Annotated in this window: 15 protein-coding genes; 6 read left to right on the forward strand and 9 right to left on the reverse strand. The window is 72.2% G+C overall.

Translation table 11 applies throughout. The features are described from left to right. Positions 1-155: 155 nt before the first annotated feature. Positions 156-2,105: an acetate--CoA ligase gene (gene acs / locus FGE12_RS08505; RefSeq protein WP_153865885.1), complete on the forward strand. Its 1,950-nt coding sequence runs from the start codon at positions 156-158 to the stop codon at positions 2,103-2,105. 64 nt (positions 2,106-2,169) lie between these two features. Here acs and FGE12_RS08510 read toward each other — a convergent pair whose 3' ends face one another. Further along, on the reverse strand, positions 2,170-2,784 hold the full coding sequence (locus tag FGE12_RS08510) for a 2OG-Fe(II) oxygenase (RefSeq protein WP_153865886.1): 615 nt from the start codon (positions 2,782-2,784) through the stop codon (positions 2,170-2,172). A gap of 61 nt (positions 2,785-2,845) precedes the next feature. On the opposite strand from FGE12_RS08510, the gene FGE12_RS08515 reads away from it, so the two are divergent. Next, the gene (locus FGE12_RS08515) at positions 2,846-3,484 is read left to right on the forward strand and encodes a DUF4230 domain-containing protein (protein WP_153865887.1); all 639 of its coding nucleotides are present in this window, start codon (positions 2,846-2,848) and stop codon (positions 3,482-3,484) included. On the opposite strand, the gene FGE12_RS08520 is transcribed toward FGE12_RS08515, so the two are convergent. Further along, on the reverse strand, positions 3,430-4,377 hold the full coding sequence (locus tag FGE12_RS08520) for a LysR substrate-binding domain-containing protein (protein WP_153865888.1): 948 nt from the start codon (positions 4,375-4,377) through the stop codon (positions 3,430-3,432). The two genes, FGE12_RS08515 and FGE12_RS08520, sit on opposite strands and share 55 nt — an antisense overlap. Before the next feature lie 140 nt (positions 4,378-4,517). Between FGE12_RS08520 and FGE12_RS08525 the strand changes: the two genes are divergently transcribed. After that, positions 4,518-4,715, forward strand: coding sequence for a hypothetical protein (locus FGE12_RS08525; protein ID WP_153865889.1), 198 nt, complete (start codon positions 4,518-4,520; stop codon positions 4,713-4,715). Between the two features lie 55 nt (positions 4,716-4,770). Here FGE12_RS08525 and FGE12_RS08530 read toward each other — a convergent pair whose 3' ends face one another. The 3 genes from FGE12_RS08530 to gloA are packed head-to-tail and all read right to left on the reverse strand — an operon-like array spanning position 4,771 to position 7,443. Beyond that, positions 4,771-6,072: a tetratricopeptide repeat protein gene (locus FGE12_RS08530; RefSeq protein WP_153865890.1), complete on the reverse strand. Its 1,302-nt coding sequence runs from the start codon at positions 6,070-6,072 to the stop codon at positions 4,771-4,773. Positions 6,073-6,085: 13 nt separating this feature from the next. Further along, on the reverse strand, positions 6,086-7,006 hold the full coding sequence (locus FGE12_RS08535) for a DUF1684 domain-containing protein (protein ID WP_153865891.1): 921 nt from the start codon (positions 7,004-7,006) through the stop codon (positions 6,086-6,088). A 38-nt stretch (positions 7,007-7,044) separates the two neighbouring features. Beyond that, positions 7,045-7,443, reverse strand: a complete 399-nt coding sequence (gene gloA / locus FGE12_RS08540) for a lactoylglutathione lyase (protein WP_153865892.1) — start codon at positions 7,441-7,443, stop codon at positions 7,045-7,047. 121 nt (positions 7,444-7,564) lie between these two features. On the opposite strand from gloA, the gene FGE12_RS08545 reads away from it, so the two are divergent. Next, positions 7,565-8,515, forward strand: coding sequence for a zinc-dependent alcohol dehydrogenase family protein (locus FGE12_RS08545; RefSeq protein ID WP_153865893.1), 951 nt, complete (start codon positions 7,565-7,567; stop codon positions 8,513-8,515). 105 nt (positions 8,516-8,620) lie between these two features. Here FGE12_RS08545 and FGE12_RS08550 read toward each other — a convergent pair whose 3' ends face one another. Then, on the reverse strand, positions 8,621-9,523 hold the full coding sequence (locus FGE12_RS08550) for a hypothetical protein (protein WP_153865894.1): 903 nt from the start codon (positions 9,521-9,523) through the stop codon (positions 8,621-8,623). Between the two features lie 175 nt (positions 9,524-9,698). Further along, complete coding sequence (locus FGE12_RS08555; RefSeq protein ID WP_153865895.1) at positions 9,699-11,768, reverse strand: S9 family peptidase; 2,070 nt, start codon at positions 11,766-11,768, stop codon at positions 9,699-9,701. Between the two features lie 158 nt (positions 11,769-11,926). Here FGE12_RS08555 and FGE12_RS08560 point away from each other — a divergent pair, with 158 nt between their 5' ends. Next, a complete protein-coding gene (locus tag FGE12_RS08560) occupies positions 11,927-13,276 on the forward strand; it encodes a sensor histidine kinase KdpD (protein WP_153865896.1) in 1,350 nt (449 codons plus the stop codon). On the opposite strand, the gene FGE12_RS08565 is transcribed toward FGE12_RS08560, so the two are convergent. Both FGE12_RS08565 and FGE12_RS08570 read right to left on the reverse strand, forming a co-directional pair. Further along, complete coding sequence (locus FGE12_RS08565) at positions 13,273-13,686, reverse strand: copper resistance protein NlpE N-terminal domain-containing protein (protein WP_153865897.1); 414 nt, start codon at positions 13,684-13,686, stop codon at positions 13,273-13,275. The genes FGE12_RS08560 and FGE12_RS08565 overlap by 4 nt on opposite strands. A 23-nt stretch (positions 13,687-13,709) precedes the next feature. Next, positions 13,710-14,510 (reverse strand): class I SAM-dependent methyltransferase, encoded by an 801-nt coding sequence (locus tag FGE12_RS08570; RefSeq protein ID WP_153865898.1) that lies wholly within the window; start codon positions 14,508-14,510, stop codon positions 13,710-13,712. 198 nt (positions 14,511-14,708) lie between these two features. On the opposite strand from FGE12_RS08570, the gene FGE12_RS08575 reads away from it, so the two are divergent. Beyond that, the gene (locus FGE12_RS08575; protein ID WP_153865899.1) at positions 14,709-15,494 is read left to right on the forward strand and encodes an NIPSNAP family protein; all 786 of its coding nucleotides are present in this window, start codon (positions 14,709-14,711) and stop codon (positions 15,492-15,494) included. The last annotated feature ends 85 nt before the right edge of the window (positions 15,495-15,579 follow it).

Consider the following 15,579-nt stretch of genomic DNA (forward strand, 5'->3'; position numbering starts at 1 on the left):
CCCGAGGGGGCCTGCACGCGCGGGTATGGCAGCCCCTGAACGCTTGGCCCGAGCGCCGGGCGCCCACGGCGGCGCGGGAGGACTAACGTTGAGGGTGGTACGCGCGGCCTGCTGCGCACCCCGGACCGTCTCTCCGCTCGCCACAGGAGTCGACCATGAGCCCCCCCTCCCCCTCCTCTCCCCCTGCCAGCGCGAAGGGCCCCCTGATGCGCGTGCGCGACATGGAGGAGTACCAGGCGCTGTACCGCCGCAGCCTCGAGGACCCGCAGGGCTTCTGGGCGGAGCAGGCGCAGCGGCTCGACTGGTTCCATCCGCCGCGCAACGTGATGGACGTGGACATGAGCGAGGTGGACTTCAGCTGGTACGGCGGCGCCCGGCTCAACGTCTCCTACAACTGCGTGGACCGGCACCTGGAGAAGCGCGGGGACAAGACCGCCATCCTCTGGGTGGGCAACGAGCCGGGGCAGACGCGCCACATCACGTTCCGCGAGCTCAAGCACCAGGTGGCCCGCATGGCCAACGTGCTCAAGGCGCACGGGGTGAAGAAGGGCGACCGGGTCATCATCTACATCCCGATGATCCCCGAGGCCGCGTACGCGATGCTCGCCTGCACGCGCATCGGCGCGGTGCACTCGGTGGTGTTCGCGGGCTTCAGCTCCGAGTCCCTGCGCGATCGCATCCGCGACTGCGGCGCCCAGGTGGTCATCACCAGCAACGAGGCCTTCCGCGGCAACAAGGCAGTGCCAGTGAAGGCGCTGGTGGACGCGGCCGTGGACGGCCTGGACCAGGTTCGCACCGTGCTCGTCGCGCGGCGCACCGAGCGCGAGGTGCCGATGCGCGCGGGCCGCGACCTGTGGCTCGACGACGAGATGGCCCGCCAGCGCTCCACCTGCCCCATGGAGTGGATGAGCGCGGAGGATCCGCTCTTCATCCTCTACACCTCGGGCAGCACGGGAAAGCCCAAGGGCGTGCTGCACACCACCGCGGGCTACCTCGTGTACGCGGCGATGACGCACCAGCTCGTGTTCGGGCTGCAGGAGGACGACATCTTCTTCTGCACCGCGGACGTGGGCTGGGTCACCGGCCACAGCTACCTGGTGTACGGCCCGCTCGCCAACGGCGCCACCACGGTGATGTTCGAGGGCACGCCCATGTACCCGGACGCGGGGCGCCTCTGGCAGGTGGTGGACGAGGTGAAGGCCACCATCCTCTACACGGCCCCCACCGCGCTGCGCTCGCTCATCCGCGCGGGCGACGAGCACGTGAAGAAGTACAGCCGCAAGAGCCTGCGCGTGCTGGGCAGCGTGGGCGAGCCCATCAACCCCGAGGTGTGGCGCTGGTACCACGAGGTGGTGGGCGAGAAGCGCTGCCCCGTGGTGGACACCTGGTGGCAGACGGAGACGGGCGGCATCCTCATCACCCCGCTCGCAGGCGTGACGCCACCCAAGCCCGGCAGCGCCACCCTGCCCTTCTTCGGCGTGGAGCCCCTGCTGGTGGACGAGGACGGCAACACGCTGAAGGGCAACGACGTGAGCGGCAACCTCTGCCTCAACCGCACCTGGCCCGGCCAGGCGCGCACCATCTGGGGCGACCACCGCCGCTTCAAGGAGACCTACTTCACGCGCTTCCCGGGCCTCTACTTCACGGGCGACGGCTGCCGGCGCGACGAGGACGGCTACTACTGGATCACCGGCCGCGTGGACGACGTGCTCAACGTGTCCGGTCACCGCCTGGGCACCGCGGAGATCGAGAGCGCGCTCGTCTCCCACGAGAGCGTGGCCGAGGCCGCCGTGGTGGGCTTCCCGCACGACATCAAGGGCACCGGCATCTACGCCTACGTGATGCTCAAGGCGGACGCGGCCGAGGGCAACAACCGCGAGCAGACCGTGGGCATGCTCAAGGAGCACGTGCGCAAGGTCATCGGACCCATCGCCACGCCGGACCGCATCCGCGTGGTGAGCGGCCTGCCCAAGACGCGCTCCGGGAAGATCATGCGCCGCATCCTGCGCAAGGTCGCCGAGGGCCACACCGAGGACCTCGGCGACACCAGCACGCTCGCCGACCCCGGCGTGGTGGAGGAGCTGCTCAAGGCAGACGCGCACTGAGCCGGGCAGCGATGAAACATGGAGGGAGAGGGCGACGCGGTCCCCTCTCCCCCTGGGAGAGGGATTACCCGCCGCCCGCCGCGCGCCCGTAGAACCACGCCGTGAGCGCGAGCCGCGGCGCGTGCGAGGGCAGCACCTCGTGCTCGAGCCGCTCGCTCAAGAAGACGACGAGCCGGTCGAGCACGGGCTCCGCGTCCACGGGGCCCGCCTCGGTGAACAGCCGCAGCTGCCCGCCGTGCGCGGGCTCCCACGCAGGATTCAGGTAGAGGATCGCCGTCAGCCGCCGGTTGTCCCCCGCGGCCCCCGGGAACGCGTCGCGGTGGCGCACGTAGCGCGCGCCCTCGCCGGGGTAGAGCGCGAGCTGCACGTCGAAGCGACCGAGTCCCAGGTACGCCGCGCGGCTCACCTCGTCGCCGAGCTGGCGGAAGGCGTCGAAGGCCTCGCCCAGCACCGTGCCGGGCGCAGTCTCGAGCCACGCGATGAGATCCTGCCGGGTCTGCGCCTCCACCCGCCGGTCCGCACCGCGCCGCACGCCTGCGGGCGCGAGCTCTCCGGCCCGTGCGAGCGCGGCCTCGCGCACGCGCAGCGCCGCCGCCTCTCCGAGGAACGCGGGCCGCACGAAGTAGCCCTGCTCTCCAAGGGCCTGGACCTCGGCGTCGCTGAGGGTGAAGGTGGGCATCACGGCCCTGCTCTAGCGCAAGGGGGCGGCCCGCGTCGCGGACGCAGTACACTGCAGGGCCATGACGCCCTCTCCCACCCCGCCCCGCGCCCTCTCGCGCCTGCTGCTCGTGCTGCTGGGGCTGGGAGCCGGAGCGCTCATCGCCTGGCTCGCGCTGAGACCCGCGCCGCAGCGGCTCCCGGACGGCCCCACGGTGGTGGAGCAGATGCGCGAGGTGGCGCGGCTCGAGACGCTCGAGGTCTCGCTCTACAAGAAGGTGGACTTCACGCCGGAGCCGCCGCCGCCGGGCTCGCTGTGGCGCGACGTGCTCACCTGGGGCCGCTACTCGGTGAATCCGCCGCGCGGCAAGGTGCTGGTCTTCGCGGACGCGCAGCTGGGCTACGACTTCGGCGCCTTCGACGCGCGCTCGCTGCACGTGGAGGGCACGCGGGTGGACGTGAAGCTGCCGCCGCTCAAGGTGCAGGTGCAGCTCAAGCCGGCGGAGACCGAGGTCATCGGCTCCAACCTGGACACGGCGGAGACGGCGCAGCTGCTCGAGCATGCGCGCGCGGCGTTCGAACAGGAGGTGTCCCAGGACGCGCGGTTGCGCGAGCGGGCGCGCGGCTCGGCGGAGCGCTCGCTGCGGGGGCTGCTGCTCTCGCTCGGCTACCGCGAGGTGCGCTTCGTGGAGCGCCTGCCGGATGCGGGCGGCGCGGGGTAGCTGGGGCGCAGGTCCTCCTGCACGTAGCGCTGCGCCTCGGCGAGCACCCAGGTGCGGAAGGCCGCGAGCCCCGCGTGCGACTGCGAGCGTGGCGGGAAGACGAGGTAGTGCGCGTACTCGGAGCGCAGCCGCTCGGGGAAGAGGCGCACGAGCCGGCCTGACTCCACCAGCGGGCGCATCAGCGTGAGGCGGCCCAGCGCCACGCCGAGCCCCTCTGCGGCGGCGCGGTGCAGGGTCTCCGAGTCGTCGAAGTTCGCCACGTAGCGCGGCGGTGGCGTGCCGCCGTGTGCGGCGAACCACTCGTTCCAGGTGCCGCCCGCTGCCCCCAGCAGGGGAAAGCGCGAGAGGGTGCGCAGCGTGGGCCGCCCGAGCCGCTCGAGGAGCGCGGGGCTCGCGGAGGGGGTGACCCAGTCGTCGAAGAGGTGCACGGCCTGCAGGCCCGGCCACTGCCCGCGCCCGAAGCGCAGGCCCGCATCCACGGAGGTATCGCGCTCGAAGTCCACGAGGTCCGTGGTGGACTGCAGGTTGATCTCCAGCTGCGGGTGCGCCGCGAGGAACGCAGGGAGCCGCGGCACCAGCCAGCTGGAGGCGAAGGAGGGCATCAGGGTGAGCGTGAGCACCTCGTCGCGCCGGGCGCGGTAGGGGCGCAGCGCCTGCTCCAGCGCGTCCAGGTGCACGTCCACGCGCTCGAGCAACTGGCGTCCGTCGGGGGTCAGCTCCACGCCGCGCGCCTGGCGCGTGAAGAGGCGCTGGCCAAGGTGCTCCTCGAGGCCGCGGATCTGGTGGCTCAGCGCGCTCACCGTGAGGTGCAGCGACTCGGCCGCGCGCGAGAGGTTTCCGCGGCGGGCGGCGGCGACGAAGCCCTGGAGGGCATTGAGGGGTGGCCGGCTCATGGGGTGACCTGCCTTGAAGAAAGCTCAACCCTGGGTTGCAAAACTCTCGCTTTTGCCTCTGAAGGCACCTCCTTACCTTGAGCCCAGCTCAACGGCCAGGGGCGCTTCGTCCCGGGCGAGTGGAGCGCGGGGAGTCAGCGATGAGCACGTACAAGGACTTGCTGTTCCTGCAGGGCTACATGGGTGCGGCCAGTGTCGAGGCCGAGCGCGAGACAGGTGCGCTCGAGGCGCCAGCGTCCGCAGCGAAGGTGCGTCGTCTCGAAGCGGTGCCTCAGCCCCGGCGGCTCACGCTCGTCCGCACGAGCGTCGACGCCCGCGAGGCCGGAGGCTGCTGCTGACCGCGTCCTCCCTCTCCCCCTGGGAGAGGGCCGGGGTGAGGGTGCCGGGCGAAGCTCACGCGCCCCGGCGCAACCCACCGCGCTCGAGCACGAAGCGCCCGGCGATTCCGTCGCCAGAGCCCTGCAGTCCATCAAGCCCCTCGCGCGTGCGCGACAGCACCGCCAGCTCGCGCCAGCCGAGGAAGGCCCACAGCGCGTCCTCCCCCACCTGCAGCGCGAGACGCGCCTGCAGCTCGTGGGTGAGCAACCGCGCAGCGTCGCTGCCATCTCCAGCCGCCACGGCCCACAGCCCCGTTGTCTCTGACGCCAGCGCCACGCCGCCCTGCTCATCGCGCTGCACCGGCCGCAGCGCGGCGGGACGCGCCTCGAGGTTCCGCCACGCGGCCGCATCCACGGTCTCGGGCGCAAGGCCCCAGGCCTCGCGCGGCACGTAGCGCACGAGCTCCGGGTCTTGGAGGACGTAGAAGACGCGCAGCCCCGCCGGGCCCTCGCGATGGAGGCTGCCGAACGCGCGCGTGACGAATCCGTCGGGCCGCAGCACCGGCAGCACCTGCGCGAGCAGCTCGTCCGCGGAGGCCTCGCCTCCTCCTTCGCGCAGCCTTGCGGCAAGCGCCGAGACATGCCCCTCCAGCGCCTCACCACTCGCGACGAAGCCTGCGTGCAGCGAGGCAAGGTCCACACGTGACAGAGGCCCCTGGCGCGGCTGCACCCAGAGCTGCTCTCCCTCCACGCGGTGGAGGGCACCTTGCCCCCGCAGCGCTCCGATGAGCGCATCCACGAAGCTCGCCCGACTGGCCGCCGACATGTCTCGCCCTGCAGCGGCCTCGCTCGGAGCCCGCGTGCCCGAACGCACGCTCTCCCCGCGCGCCACGACCGATTCCGTCGTGCCTCCCGCCTCGCACGATTCGCCTGGCGTTCCTGCCAGCTCCGCCTCGAGCAGCCGCGCCTCCTCATCCAGCGGGTCCGCGCGGAGCACGCGTGCCACGAGTTCTGCCGCGCGCGCCCGCTCCCCGCGGCGCAGCGCGAGCACGGCAAGCACCTTGAGGGCCTCGGGGTCCTCGGGAGCGAGCGCGAGCGCCCTCTGCAGCGCGGCCTCCCCCTCGCGGTAGCGCTCGAGCGCGAGCAGGGCCCGCGCGTGGCCCAGGTGCACCTGCAGCTCGCGCGGGAAGTCGCGCACGAGCGCCTCGAGCAGCCGCAGCGCCTCGAGCTCGGCGCCGGCATCGATGCGCGCGTGGGCGAGCGCGAGCCGCAGCGTGGGCCCGCCCTCGCGCGCCGCCGCCGCCTCGAGCAGCGCGAGCTCCGCCGGGGAGAGCCGCTCCCCCGCCTCCACCTTGCGGCGGACGGCCTCGAGGTTCATCGGCCCCTGCGCCTCAGTGCGTGCCCGCGCGCTTCTCGCCGGCCTCCACGCGCACCGCGAGGCGGTTGTCGCGCGGGGGCAGCGGGCAGGTGGCGAAGGAGGTGAACGCGCAGGGCGGGTTCGTGGCGCGGTTGAAGTCGAGCACCGTCTTCCCGTTCTTCGGCAGCGGCGCGTAGAGGAAGCGCCCGGGAGCGTAGGTGTCGGTGCGGTTGGTCTGGTCCGCGAAGATGATGAAGAGCTGGTCGTCGCCCGGCTCGATCACCGGCGTCAGGTGGTACTCCTTGCCCTGGAAGCGGAAGACGAGCGTGCCCGGCGAGGGCATGTCCTCCACCGCGCCGAGCACGTTGGGCACGGCGACGGACTTCTGCCCCCGCCCCGGCTCGAGCCGCGCCTCGACGCGCCAGGCCGGGTCGTAGGGGAAGAGCGGGATGCCCTTGAACTCACGGCGCGCGGGCGAGGCCGTGTCGCGCACGCGCAGGCCGAGCTTTCCCTGGCGCGAGATGACGTGGAACTGGATGGTGCCCACCTCGAGCACGTCCGGCTCACCGGCCGCGTCCGAGTGCAGCGCGCCGCCCGTGAAGGGCTGGTCCTTCGCGCTCACGCTCACGCCCTTCGCAGGGGTGAAGCTGAGGCTCGTGCCGTGGCGGGTGAGCGTTCCCACCAGCGGGGGCGCGCTGGGGGGCAGCGGGATGTCGCTGTCGGGCGCCGAGCCCACGCGGCTGTCGCCCTCCTTCAGCCAGTGCAGGCCCACCAGGCTGAGCCAGCCGTCCTCGGCGGTGAGGCGGCGCACCCGCTCCTCGTGCCACGCCTGCTGCTCGGAGGCGGGGTCCGTCTTGGAGCTCTTCTCGGAGCCCTTCTCGGCGGTCTTGGCCGGCTGGGCAGGGGCGGCGCTCACGAGCAGCGACAGGGCAAGCGGCAGGGACATCGACGGCATGGAGACTCTCCGGGTTCTCGAGAACGGCGGGGAAGACTTCAGGCGCGCGGCGCGGCCTTCTGCTCGATGAGCTCGACGCGGTAGCCGTCCGGGTCCTCGACGAAGGCGATGACGGTGGTGCCGTGCTTCATCGGCCCCGGCTCGCGCACGATGCGGCCACCCGCGGCGCGCAGCCGCTCGCAGGTGGCGTAGATGTCCTGCACGCCGAGCGCGATGTGGCCGTAGGCGTTGCCCAGCTCGTACGCCTTCGTGTCCCAGTTGTGGGTGAGCTCGATGGCGGTGTGGGTGTCCTCGGGGCCGAAGCCCACGAAGGCGAGCGTGAAGCGCCCCTCCGGGTACTCGTGGCGGCGCAGCAGGCGCATCCCGAGGATGCGCGTGTAGAAGTCCAGGGAGCGCTCGAGGTCGCCCACTCGCAGCATGGTGTGGAGGATCCGCATGGTGTGCAGGGTTCTAGCGCCCGGCGGCTCGGCGTGCAGCCGCTTCGCACAAAAGGTTCAGGCCTGGTCGCCTCCCCCTGGCCCGCTTGCCGCCGCGCCCGCGCAGGCTTAACGGTCGTCCATGCGCGCCATGGTCATCCCCCGCTTCGGCGGTCCCGAGGTCTTCGAGGAGCGGGAGGTGAAGATCCCTCCGCCCGGTCCCTACCAGCTGCTCGTGCGGGTGCGCGCGAGCGGCACCAACCCGGTGGATGCGAAGCTGCGGCAGGACGGGAGCTGGGCGGGGCTGAAGCTGCCCGCGGTCATCGGCTACGACGTGTCGGGCACGGTGGAGGCGGTGGGCCCCGGCGTCACGGACTTCCACGTGGGCGACGCGGTGTTCTACACGCCGGAGATCTTCGGCAACCCCTGGGGCAGCTACGCGGAGCTGAACCTGGTGAACGCGAGCATCGTCGCGCCCAAGCCGATGAACCTCTCGCACGAGGAGGCGGCGGCCGTGCCGCTCGCGGGGGGCACGGCGTGGGAGGCGCTCGCCCGGCGCATCCAGCTTCATCAGGGAGAGACCATCCTCATCCACGGCGGCGCCGGCGGCGTGGGCAGCTTCGCGGTGCAGATGGCGCGCGCGGTGGGCGCGCGCGTGCTCGCCACCGCGGGGACGGAGAACCAGGAGACGCTGCGCCGCCTGGGCGCGCACGTGGCCATCGACTACCGCAAGGAGGACCCGGCGGAGGTGGCGCTGCGCGAGACGGACGGCACGGGGGTGGACGCGGTGTTCGACACCGCGGGCGTGAACATCCTGCCGAGCCTGCGCGCCACGCGGACCTCGGGAAGGCTCGCGACGATTCTCGGCGTGCAGGGAGACCTGAGCCTCCTGTACCAGAAGAACCAGACGCTGCACGGCGTGTTCCTGCTGCGCGAGCGCGAGCGGCTGGAGGAGATGACCCAGCTCATCGAGAAGGGCGGCGTGAAGCCGCTGGTGGAGCAGGTGCTGTCACTCAACCAGGTGGCCGAGGCCCACCGCCGCCTCGACTCGGGCCACGGGCGCGGCAAGCTCGTGCTGAAGGTGGCGCCGTAGAGGGAACGAGGGTGAGGGTGCCGAGCGCCACCGGGTTGCATCTGCGAGGAGCAACCCGGCGTCCGTGAAACCCTCACCTCGACCCGCTCCCGGAGAGAGCTCGTCTCAGTACGCGTAGCTCGCCACGTCCGCGCGCACCTTGGAGACGATGCCGCCCCAGTTGCCGTTCGCGTAGTGGTTGTAGCTCTCGCCGTCGTCGCGGAAGTCCACCGTGTGGTAGCTCCACTTCGCGCGGCCGCCCTCGCACGCGTTGGTGCCCAGCGTGAGGTCGTTGCAGAACCAGTCGCTCGGGTTGCAGTAGCTCCCGCCGCTGCTGCCCGAGACGCCGCCGGTGGAGTGGTACGCGACCACCTCGTCGTCCTGGCCCGGGAGGATGCCGGAGTACAGCGTGCCCTTGGCGCCCGCGAACATGTAGAACCAGCGCCCGCCGGTGACGTTGTGGTTGTAGAGCGCGCGCGCCGTGGTGGTGACGAGGTCGCTCACCAGCGGCTCGCTCAGGAGCCAGTCACCGTCGTCCGCGAGCTCGCTGCCGCCGCCCGCGCCGCTCGCCACGTCCACCCACTTGATGTTCCACCCGGTCTGGGTGGTGCCATCCGTGTTGCCGCACTGGCCCGCGCTGTTGGGCACCGCGTTCTTCTTGTAGCGCTGGCTCGTGCCGTACAGGCTCAGCGCGTAGCCGATCTGCAGGTCGCCCGCCGAGTGCACCGCCACGTAGCACCAGTTGCTCCCCGTGCAGAAGCAGTCGAGCGCATCGCGGATGCGGCCGTTCTCGCTGCCCACGTGCTGGCTGCCCACCCAGTTCACCGCGCGCGGGTTCACGCCGGTGGCAGAGGACGCGGGGCCCCAGTAGCTGAAGTCCGCGTAGTTGCCGGGCTGGGTGGTGCCGCCGTTGCGGCCGTGGATCCACAGCGTGTAGTTCGTCGCCGAGGCCTCGGTCGCACCAAGGAGGCTCAGGGAGACGCACAGCAGGACGAACGCGGGGAACAGGGACTTCGCAAGACGCGGCATGGGGAGGCCTCCGGCTCAGGCACTGCGTTGAGTGAGCCCCACACCGGCAACCTGCTGCACACCTTCGCGCCGACCTGCGGGGCGGCGCGTACTTTGACCCCAAAATCAGCGGGGCCCGACGCAGCACGCGTGGGCCCCGCAGACTAATCGACACTCAGTTGCATGACGCCCAGCGTCACTGCGGCGTACTGGACCCCTTGGCCGCGGGCTTGCCGCCCCCCTTCGTCCAGCGGTCGATCCACGCGAGCACCGTCTCGTGCCACTTGCGGCTGTTGGCCGTCTTGAGCACCCAGTGGTTCTCGTCCGGGAAGTAGAGCAGCTGGCTGGGGATGCCCTTGCGCTGCAGCGCGGTGAAGGTGGAGATGCCCTGGGTCTCCACCACGCGGTAGTCCTTGCCGCCCTGCACCACCATCATCGGCGTCTTCCAGTTCTTCACGAAGTTCACCGGGTTGTGCTTCTCGAAGGCCTGGGGGTGCTCCCACGGCGTGCCGCCGTGCTCCCACTCGGGGAACCAGGTCTCCTCGGTGTCGTAGTAGCCGATGCGGGTGTCGAAGATGCCGTCGTGGTTCACGAGGCACTTGAAGCGGTCGCTCCAGTTGCCGGCGATCCAGTTGATCATGTAGCCGCCGTAGCTCGCGCCCAGCGCGCACATGCGGCTCTCGTCGAGGAACGCGTAGCGCTTGAGCGCGGCGTCCAGGCCCTTCTGCAGGTCCTCGAGCGGCTTGCCGCCCCAGTCGTCGCGGATGGCGTCCGTGAAGGCCTGGCCGTAGCCGGTGGAGCCGTGGAAGTCGACCATCACCGCGGCGTAGCCGGCGCCCGCGTAGAACTGGGGGTTCCAGCGGTAGCTGAAGCTGCTGCCGAAGGAGCCCTGCGGCCCGCCGTGGATGAGGAAGGCGACGGGGTACTTCTTCTTCGGGTCGAAGCCCACCGGCTTCACCACGTAGCCGTGCACGGTCTCGCCGTTCCAGCCGGGGAAGCTGAACTGCTCGTACTCGCCGAAGCGGATGTCCGCGAGCGCCTCCGCGTTCATCTTCGTCAGCTGGCGCGGCTCGCCGCCGTCCGCGCCCACGCTCCAGAGGTCCGCGGGGGCCGCGAGGCTGTCGAGCGCGAAGAGCACGCGCCCGTCCGCGAGCGGCTGCGGGTCACCGGCGTGGCCGTCCTTCACGAGGCGGCGCGCCTCGCCCGTGGCCACGTCCAGCGCGAAGGCCGGGTGGTTGCCCACGTCGTCCGCGGTGGTGAACAGCGTCTTGCCGTCCGCGCTCCAGGAGAGGGCGCCCGCGCTGCGGTCCCACTTCTGGGTGAGCACGCGCTCCTTGCCGTCCGGCCAGCTCCGCAGCACCACGCGCAGCCGGTCGCTCTCGTACATGGGGCGCTCCATCGCCAGGTACGCGAGCGTCTTGCCGTCCGGGCTGAAGGAGGGGCTCGTGTCGGTGGCGCGGTTCTGCACCGTGAGCTTGCGCGGAGCGGCGGCCTTGGCCGCAGCGGCCGTGGTCGACGCGACGAAGAGGTCCAGGTCCGTGCTCCACGCCTCGGTGCGGCCCGCGTCGCGCGCGGTGAAGACCACGCCGGTGCCGTCCGGGGTGAAGGTGAACTCCTCGCTGCCGCCGAAGGGCTTGGTGGGCGCGTCCGCGTCCATGCCGGGCATCAGGTCGCGAGGGGTGCCGGTGCCGGAGGCAGGGAGCACGAAGAGGTGCGAGCGGGTGCCGTTGGACCAGGTGTCCCAGTGCCGGTAGAGCAGGTGCTCGTAGAGCCGGCCCGAGCTCTTGTCCTTCTCCTGCGCGCTGAGCCGCTCCGTCGTGCACTGCAGCGTGGGGCAGTCGGGGAACACCTCCAGGGCCACCGCGAGCTGCTTGCCGTCGCGGCTGAGGGCGAAGGCGCCCACGTCCAGGGGCAGCTTCGTCACCTGCGCCTCCTCCCCGCCGGCGAGGCTCGCGCGGTACACCTGGTTGGAGCCCGAGCGGGTGGAGAGGAAGTAGAGGCTCTGGCTGTCCGGGCCCCAGACGGGCTGGTCGTCGTTGGCCTCGTGGCGGGTGAGCTGGCGCAGGCCGCTGCCGTCCGCGTTGACCACCCAGACGTCGGTGCGGCCCTTGTTCGCGGCGAAGTCGGTGGTGCGCAGCACGAAGGCCACGCGCTTGCCGTCCGGCGAGACGGTGGGGCTCGAGACGCGGCGCATCGCGAGCTGGTCCTGGATGGAGTACGGGTGCGCCGCCGTGAGGGCGAGCGCGGCGAGGGCGGAGAGGATCAAGGCAGGGGACCTCCGGAGCGGTGGAAACGCAGCGACAGGCGACGCTGCCGCCTTCGCCGGGCGCTGTCCACCGCAACCTCGCCCGCCGCCCGCCGCCCGCAGCGGGCGCGGGCGCCGGATTGGCGCAAGGCGCACACCTGGCATAGACCTTGGGGGGCATGCCCACCGCCGAGCCCCTGTTGCCGGACCTGCTGGACGCAGCGCTGCAGCAGCAGCGCCAGCGCGCGGTCGCGATGGGTGCGCGCGTGCGGCTGGTGGGCGCGGCGCTGCTCCTGCCGCTGGTGAGCGCGCTGTGGCTGCTGGGGGGCGAGGACTGGAAGCCCTACGTGCTGCCGCTCGCGCTCTACTTCGCGAGCGCGCTCGCGCTCTTCCTGCTGCGCGAGCGCCGCGGCGTGGCGGTGCGCGCGCTGGTGCAGTCGCTCCTGGACGTGGTGCTCGTCTTCTGGGTGCAGCACGAGGCGCTGCCGGTGAGCCCCTTTCCCGCGGGCGTGGCGGGCTTCAGCCTGGGGCTGTTCGGCCTGCTGGTGGTGCTCAGCGGCCTGACGCTCTCGCTGCGCGTCACGCTGCTCACCGCGGCGCTGGGCACGCTCGCGCAGGTGGCGCTGATGCGCGAGGCGGGCGTGGGCCTGGGCGCGCAGCTGGTCGCAGGCGTGGTGCTCTTCCTCATCGCCTCGGTGAGCCAGTTCGGCGCGCTGCGCGTGCGCTCGCTGGCGCTGGGGCTCACGCGGGTGGAGGTGGAGCGGCAGCTGGAGCACCGGCGGGTGGAGGAGGTGGAGGCGGCGCACGCGCAGCTGCAGCGCCTGCAGCGCGAGAAGGACGCGCTGAGCGAGCTGGTGGTGCACGACCTGCGCAGCCCCCTCACCGCGGTGCTGCTCAACTTGGAATGGCTCGCCTCGGAGGTGGGCCCGGAGCGCCCGCAGTGGGCCGAGTCCCTGCGCGACTGCGAGGCGCTCGCGCGCCGCCTCACCGGCATGGTGACGGACCTGCTCGAGGTGAGCCGGCTCGAGGAGGGGCGGCTCACCCTCAAGCGCACGGCGCTGTCCGCGGCGCGCCTGGTGGACGAGGTGCGCCGCCAGGCCGCGCCGCTCGCGCGCACGAAGGGGCTGCAGGTGGAGGCCTCGGTGCCTCCGTCGCTCGAGGTGGTGGCGGACCGCGCGCTGCTCACCCGCGTGATGGAGAACCTCGCCGCCAACGCCGCGCGCCACACCCCGAAGGGTGGACGCATGCAGCTGGAGGCGCAGCTGCGGGACGACGAGGTGCTGCTCGCGGTGCACAACGACGGGCGGCCCATCCCGCCGCCCGCGCGCGAGCACCTCTTCGACAAGTTCGCGCAGGGCAGCGACGAGAAGAACGCGCGCAGCGGCTGGGGCCTGGGGCTCTACTTCTGCCGGCTCGCGGTGGAGGCCCACGGCGGCCGCATCCAGGTGGAGGACGTGCCCGGCTGGAGCACCTCCTTCGTCGTGCGGCTGCCAAGCGCTCCCCCCTCACCCGGGAGAGGGGCGGGCTAGGGCTCCACGCGCACCAGCGTCGCCGGAGGCACGGCCTCCACGGGCTTGCCCTTCTCGTCCAACGGCTGGAGCCTCAGCCCGCCCTGGAGCACGACGAAGCCGCGCACGCCGCCCTCCCCCTCGAGCTCCAGCCGGTACACCGTGGCCTCGGGCTTTCCGGGCACCCCGTGCGTCTCGCGCCAGTGGCCGCGGTGCTCGTAGCGCCGGTCGCCGTCCCAGCTGTGCCGGTCCTCCTCCTGGAGGAGGCAGCGGCCGTCCGGCTCCAGCGTGAGACGGGTGAGGATGATGCTGCAGTTGTCGCAGGGCAGGCGTCCCTCGTAGACGGTGTGGACCGTGAGGGGCGGCGGCCGGGTATCCGGGCGCGTGGCGCAGGCGAGCGCCAGCAAGCCGAGGCAGAGGAGCGCGCGCATGCGCAGAAGGTGCGCACCCCGCGTCAGGCGCGCACGCCGACGATCTCCAGGTACGCGACGTCCAGCGCCAGCGTGCCGTCCTTCGCGAGGTTGCTGCGCTCGAACACCTCGCGGAGATCCTTCTCCAGCGCCCCCGCGCCCTCCCCCAGCGTGCGGAAGGCCGAGAGCGTGGGGCCGTACCAGGTCCGGAAGTAGTCCACGCAGGCCTGCGGCGACGGAAAGCGCCAGGGGCAGGTCTGCCGGGTGAGGCGAAGCTCGCGGCAGTGCGGGCCGAGCAGCTCCTTCACCCGCGCCTCGTTGCCCCACATCACCGCGGGCTGCACGCCAGCGGGCGGCGGCACGTGGCGCGCGACGGCGCGGAACATGTCCCCCACCGTGCTCTCCGGCGTCCAGTTCGCCATCCCGATGCGCCCGCCCGGGCGGCACACGCGCGCGAGCTCTCGCGCCACCGCCTCCTGGTCCGGCGCGAACATGGCGCCGATGGTGGACATCACCACGTCGAACTGGCCGTCCTTGAACTGCAGCTTCTGCGCATCCGCCACCTCGGTGCGCAGCGCGAGGCCATCCACCTCGGCGCGCCGCTTCGCCTCCTCCAGCAGCTCGGGCACGTAGTCGGTGGCGAGCACGTCCGCGAAGCGCCGGGCCGCCGGCAGCGACGCGTTGCCGTTGCCCGCGGCCACGTCGAGCACGCGCTCGCCGGCGTGCACGTCGAGCTGCCGCACCAGCGACTCGCCGATCCAGTTGAGCAGGCTCCCCACCCTGCCGTAGCCGAGGCTCCAGACCTTCTGCTGCTTCCCGGTGATGCCTGCGAAGTCCACGCTCATGCGCGCTCTCCCCCGTGTGGTGGTGACCGAAGGGCGCAGGGTGGGCGCCTGCGCGAGCAGGGGCGAGCGCACTCCGGTACACAGACTTCGGTACAGGAGGGGGCGCCTCGAGCGGCGGCGCTCGCTCGTCCGAATGAGGGCCGGCTCTGTCCTATTGCCCCCGCACGCTGCCTCCGAACCCCGCTTCTGGAGGCACCCATGCAGGCCCTCTCCGTCCTCGGACTCCTCGCCGCCCTCGGCGCCACCCCGCACGCAGACACCTGCTGCCGGGTGCTCGAGCTGCGGCAGTACACGCTGTACCCCGGCAAGCGCGACGTGCTCGTGGAGCTCTTCGAGCGCGAGTTCATCGAGAGCCAGGAGGCCGAAGGGATGCGGCTCGTCGGCCACTTCCGCGACGCCGGGCGCCCGGAGCGCTTCGTGTGGCTGCGCGGCTTCCCGGACATGGCGTCGCGCGAGCGCTCGCTGAAGGCCTTCTACGGCGGGCCGGTGTGGAAGGCGCACCGCAGCGAGGCCAACGCGACGATGCAGGACTCCTCGGACGTGCTGCTGCTGCGCCCGCTGAAGGAGGACACGGCCTTCTCCCTCCCGCCCACTCCGCGCCCGCCGGTGGGCACGCGCGAGCGCCCCGCCTCCCTCGTCGTGGCCACCGTGCTGCTCCTGAAGCAGCCGGTGGACGCGGAGCTCACGCAGCTCTACGCGCAGCAGGTGGTACCGGCGCTGAGGGCTGCGGGGGCCGCGCCGGTGGCCGCCCTGCAGACGGAGTACGCGAAGAACACCTTCCCCGCGCTGCCCGTGCGCGAGGGCGAGCACGCGCTGGTGTGGCTGTGCCGCTTCGAGAGCCTCGAGGCCTACCGCGCCTTCCAGGAGCGGCTCGCCCACTCCGAGTCCTGGAGCAAGCGAGTCCTCCCTGCGCTGCAGCCGCGGCTCGCGAAGCCCCTCCAGACGCTGCAACTCGAGCCCACCGCGCGCTCCCTGCTGCGCTGACCGCGTCCTGCCTCTCTCCCTGGGAGAGGATCGGGGTGAGGGATGAGCCGCCGGCGCAAGCACGTGCGCCGGCGGCGAAACCACA

The sequence above is a fragment of the Aggregicoccus sp. 17bor-14 genome, from assembly GCF_009659535.1.
GTDB lineage: Bacteria > Myxococcota > Myxococcia > Myxococcales > Myxococcaceae > Aggregicoccus.

Excerpts from the sequence above, each read along its gene's own strand:
- acs (WP_153865885.1), top strand. The coding sequence starts at position 156 with ATGAGCCCCCCCTCCCCCTCCTCTCCCCCTGCCAGCGCGAAGGGCCCC.
- FGE12_RS08510 (WP_153865886.1), bottom strand. The coding sequence starts at position 2,784 with ATGCCCACCTTCACCCTCAGCGACGCCGAGGTCCAGGCCCTTGGAGAG.
- FGE12_RS08515 (WP_153865887.1), top strand. The coding sequence starts at position 2,846 with ATGACGCCCTCTCCCACCCCGCCCCGCGCCCTCTCGCGCCTGCTGCTC.
- FGE12_RS08520 (WP_153865888.1), bottom strand. The coding sequence starts at position 4,377 with ATGAGCCGGCCACCCCTCAATGCCCTCCAGGGCTTCGTCGCCGCCGCC.
- FGE12_RS08525 (WP_153865889.1), top strand. The coding sequence starts at position 4,518 with ATGAGCACGTACAAGGACTTGCTGTTCCTGCAGGGCTACATGGGTGCG.
- FGE12_RS08530 (WP_153865890.1), bottom strand. The coding sequence starts at position 6,072 with ATGAACCTCGAGGCCGTCCGCCGCAAGGTGGAGGCGGGGGAGCGGCTC.
- FGE12_RS08535 (WP_153865891.1), bottom strand. The coding sequence starts at position 7,006 with ATGCCGTCGATGTCCCTGCCGCTTGCCCTGTCGCTGCTCGTGAGCGCC.
- gloA (WP_153865892.1), bottom strand. The coding sequence starts at position 7,443 with ATGCGGATCCTCCACACCATGCTGCGAGTGGGCGACCTCGAGCGCTCC.
- FGE12_RS08545 (WP_153865893.1), top strand. The coding sequence starts at position 7,565 with ATGCGCGCCATGGTCATCCCCCGCTTCGGCGGTCCCGAGGTCTTCGAG.
- FGE12_RS08550 (WP_153865894.1), bottom strand. The coding sequence starts at position 9,523 with ATGCCGCGTCTTGCGAAGTCCCTGTTCCCCGCGTTCGTCCTGCTGTGC.
- FGE12_RS08560 (WP_153865896.1), top strand. The coding sequence starts at position 11,927 with ATGCCCACCGCCGAGCCCCTGTTGCCGGACCTGCTGGACGCAGCGCTG.
- FGE12_RS08565 (WP_153865897.1), bottom strand. The coding sequence starts at position 13,686 with ATGCGCGCGCTCCTCTGCCTCGGCTTGCTGGCGCTCGCCTGCGCCACG.
- FGE12_RS08570 (WP_153865898.1), bottom strand. The coding sequence starts at position 14,510 with ATGAGCGTGGACTTCGCAGGCATCACCGGGAAGCAGCAGAAGGTCTGG.
- FGE12_RS08575 (WP_153865899.1), top strand. The coding sequence starts at position 14,709 with ATGCAGGCCCTCTCCGTCCTCGGACTCCTCGCCGCCCTCGGCGCCACC.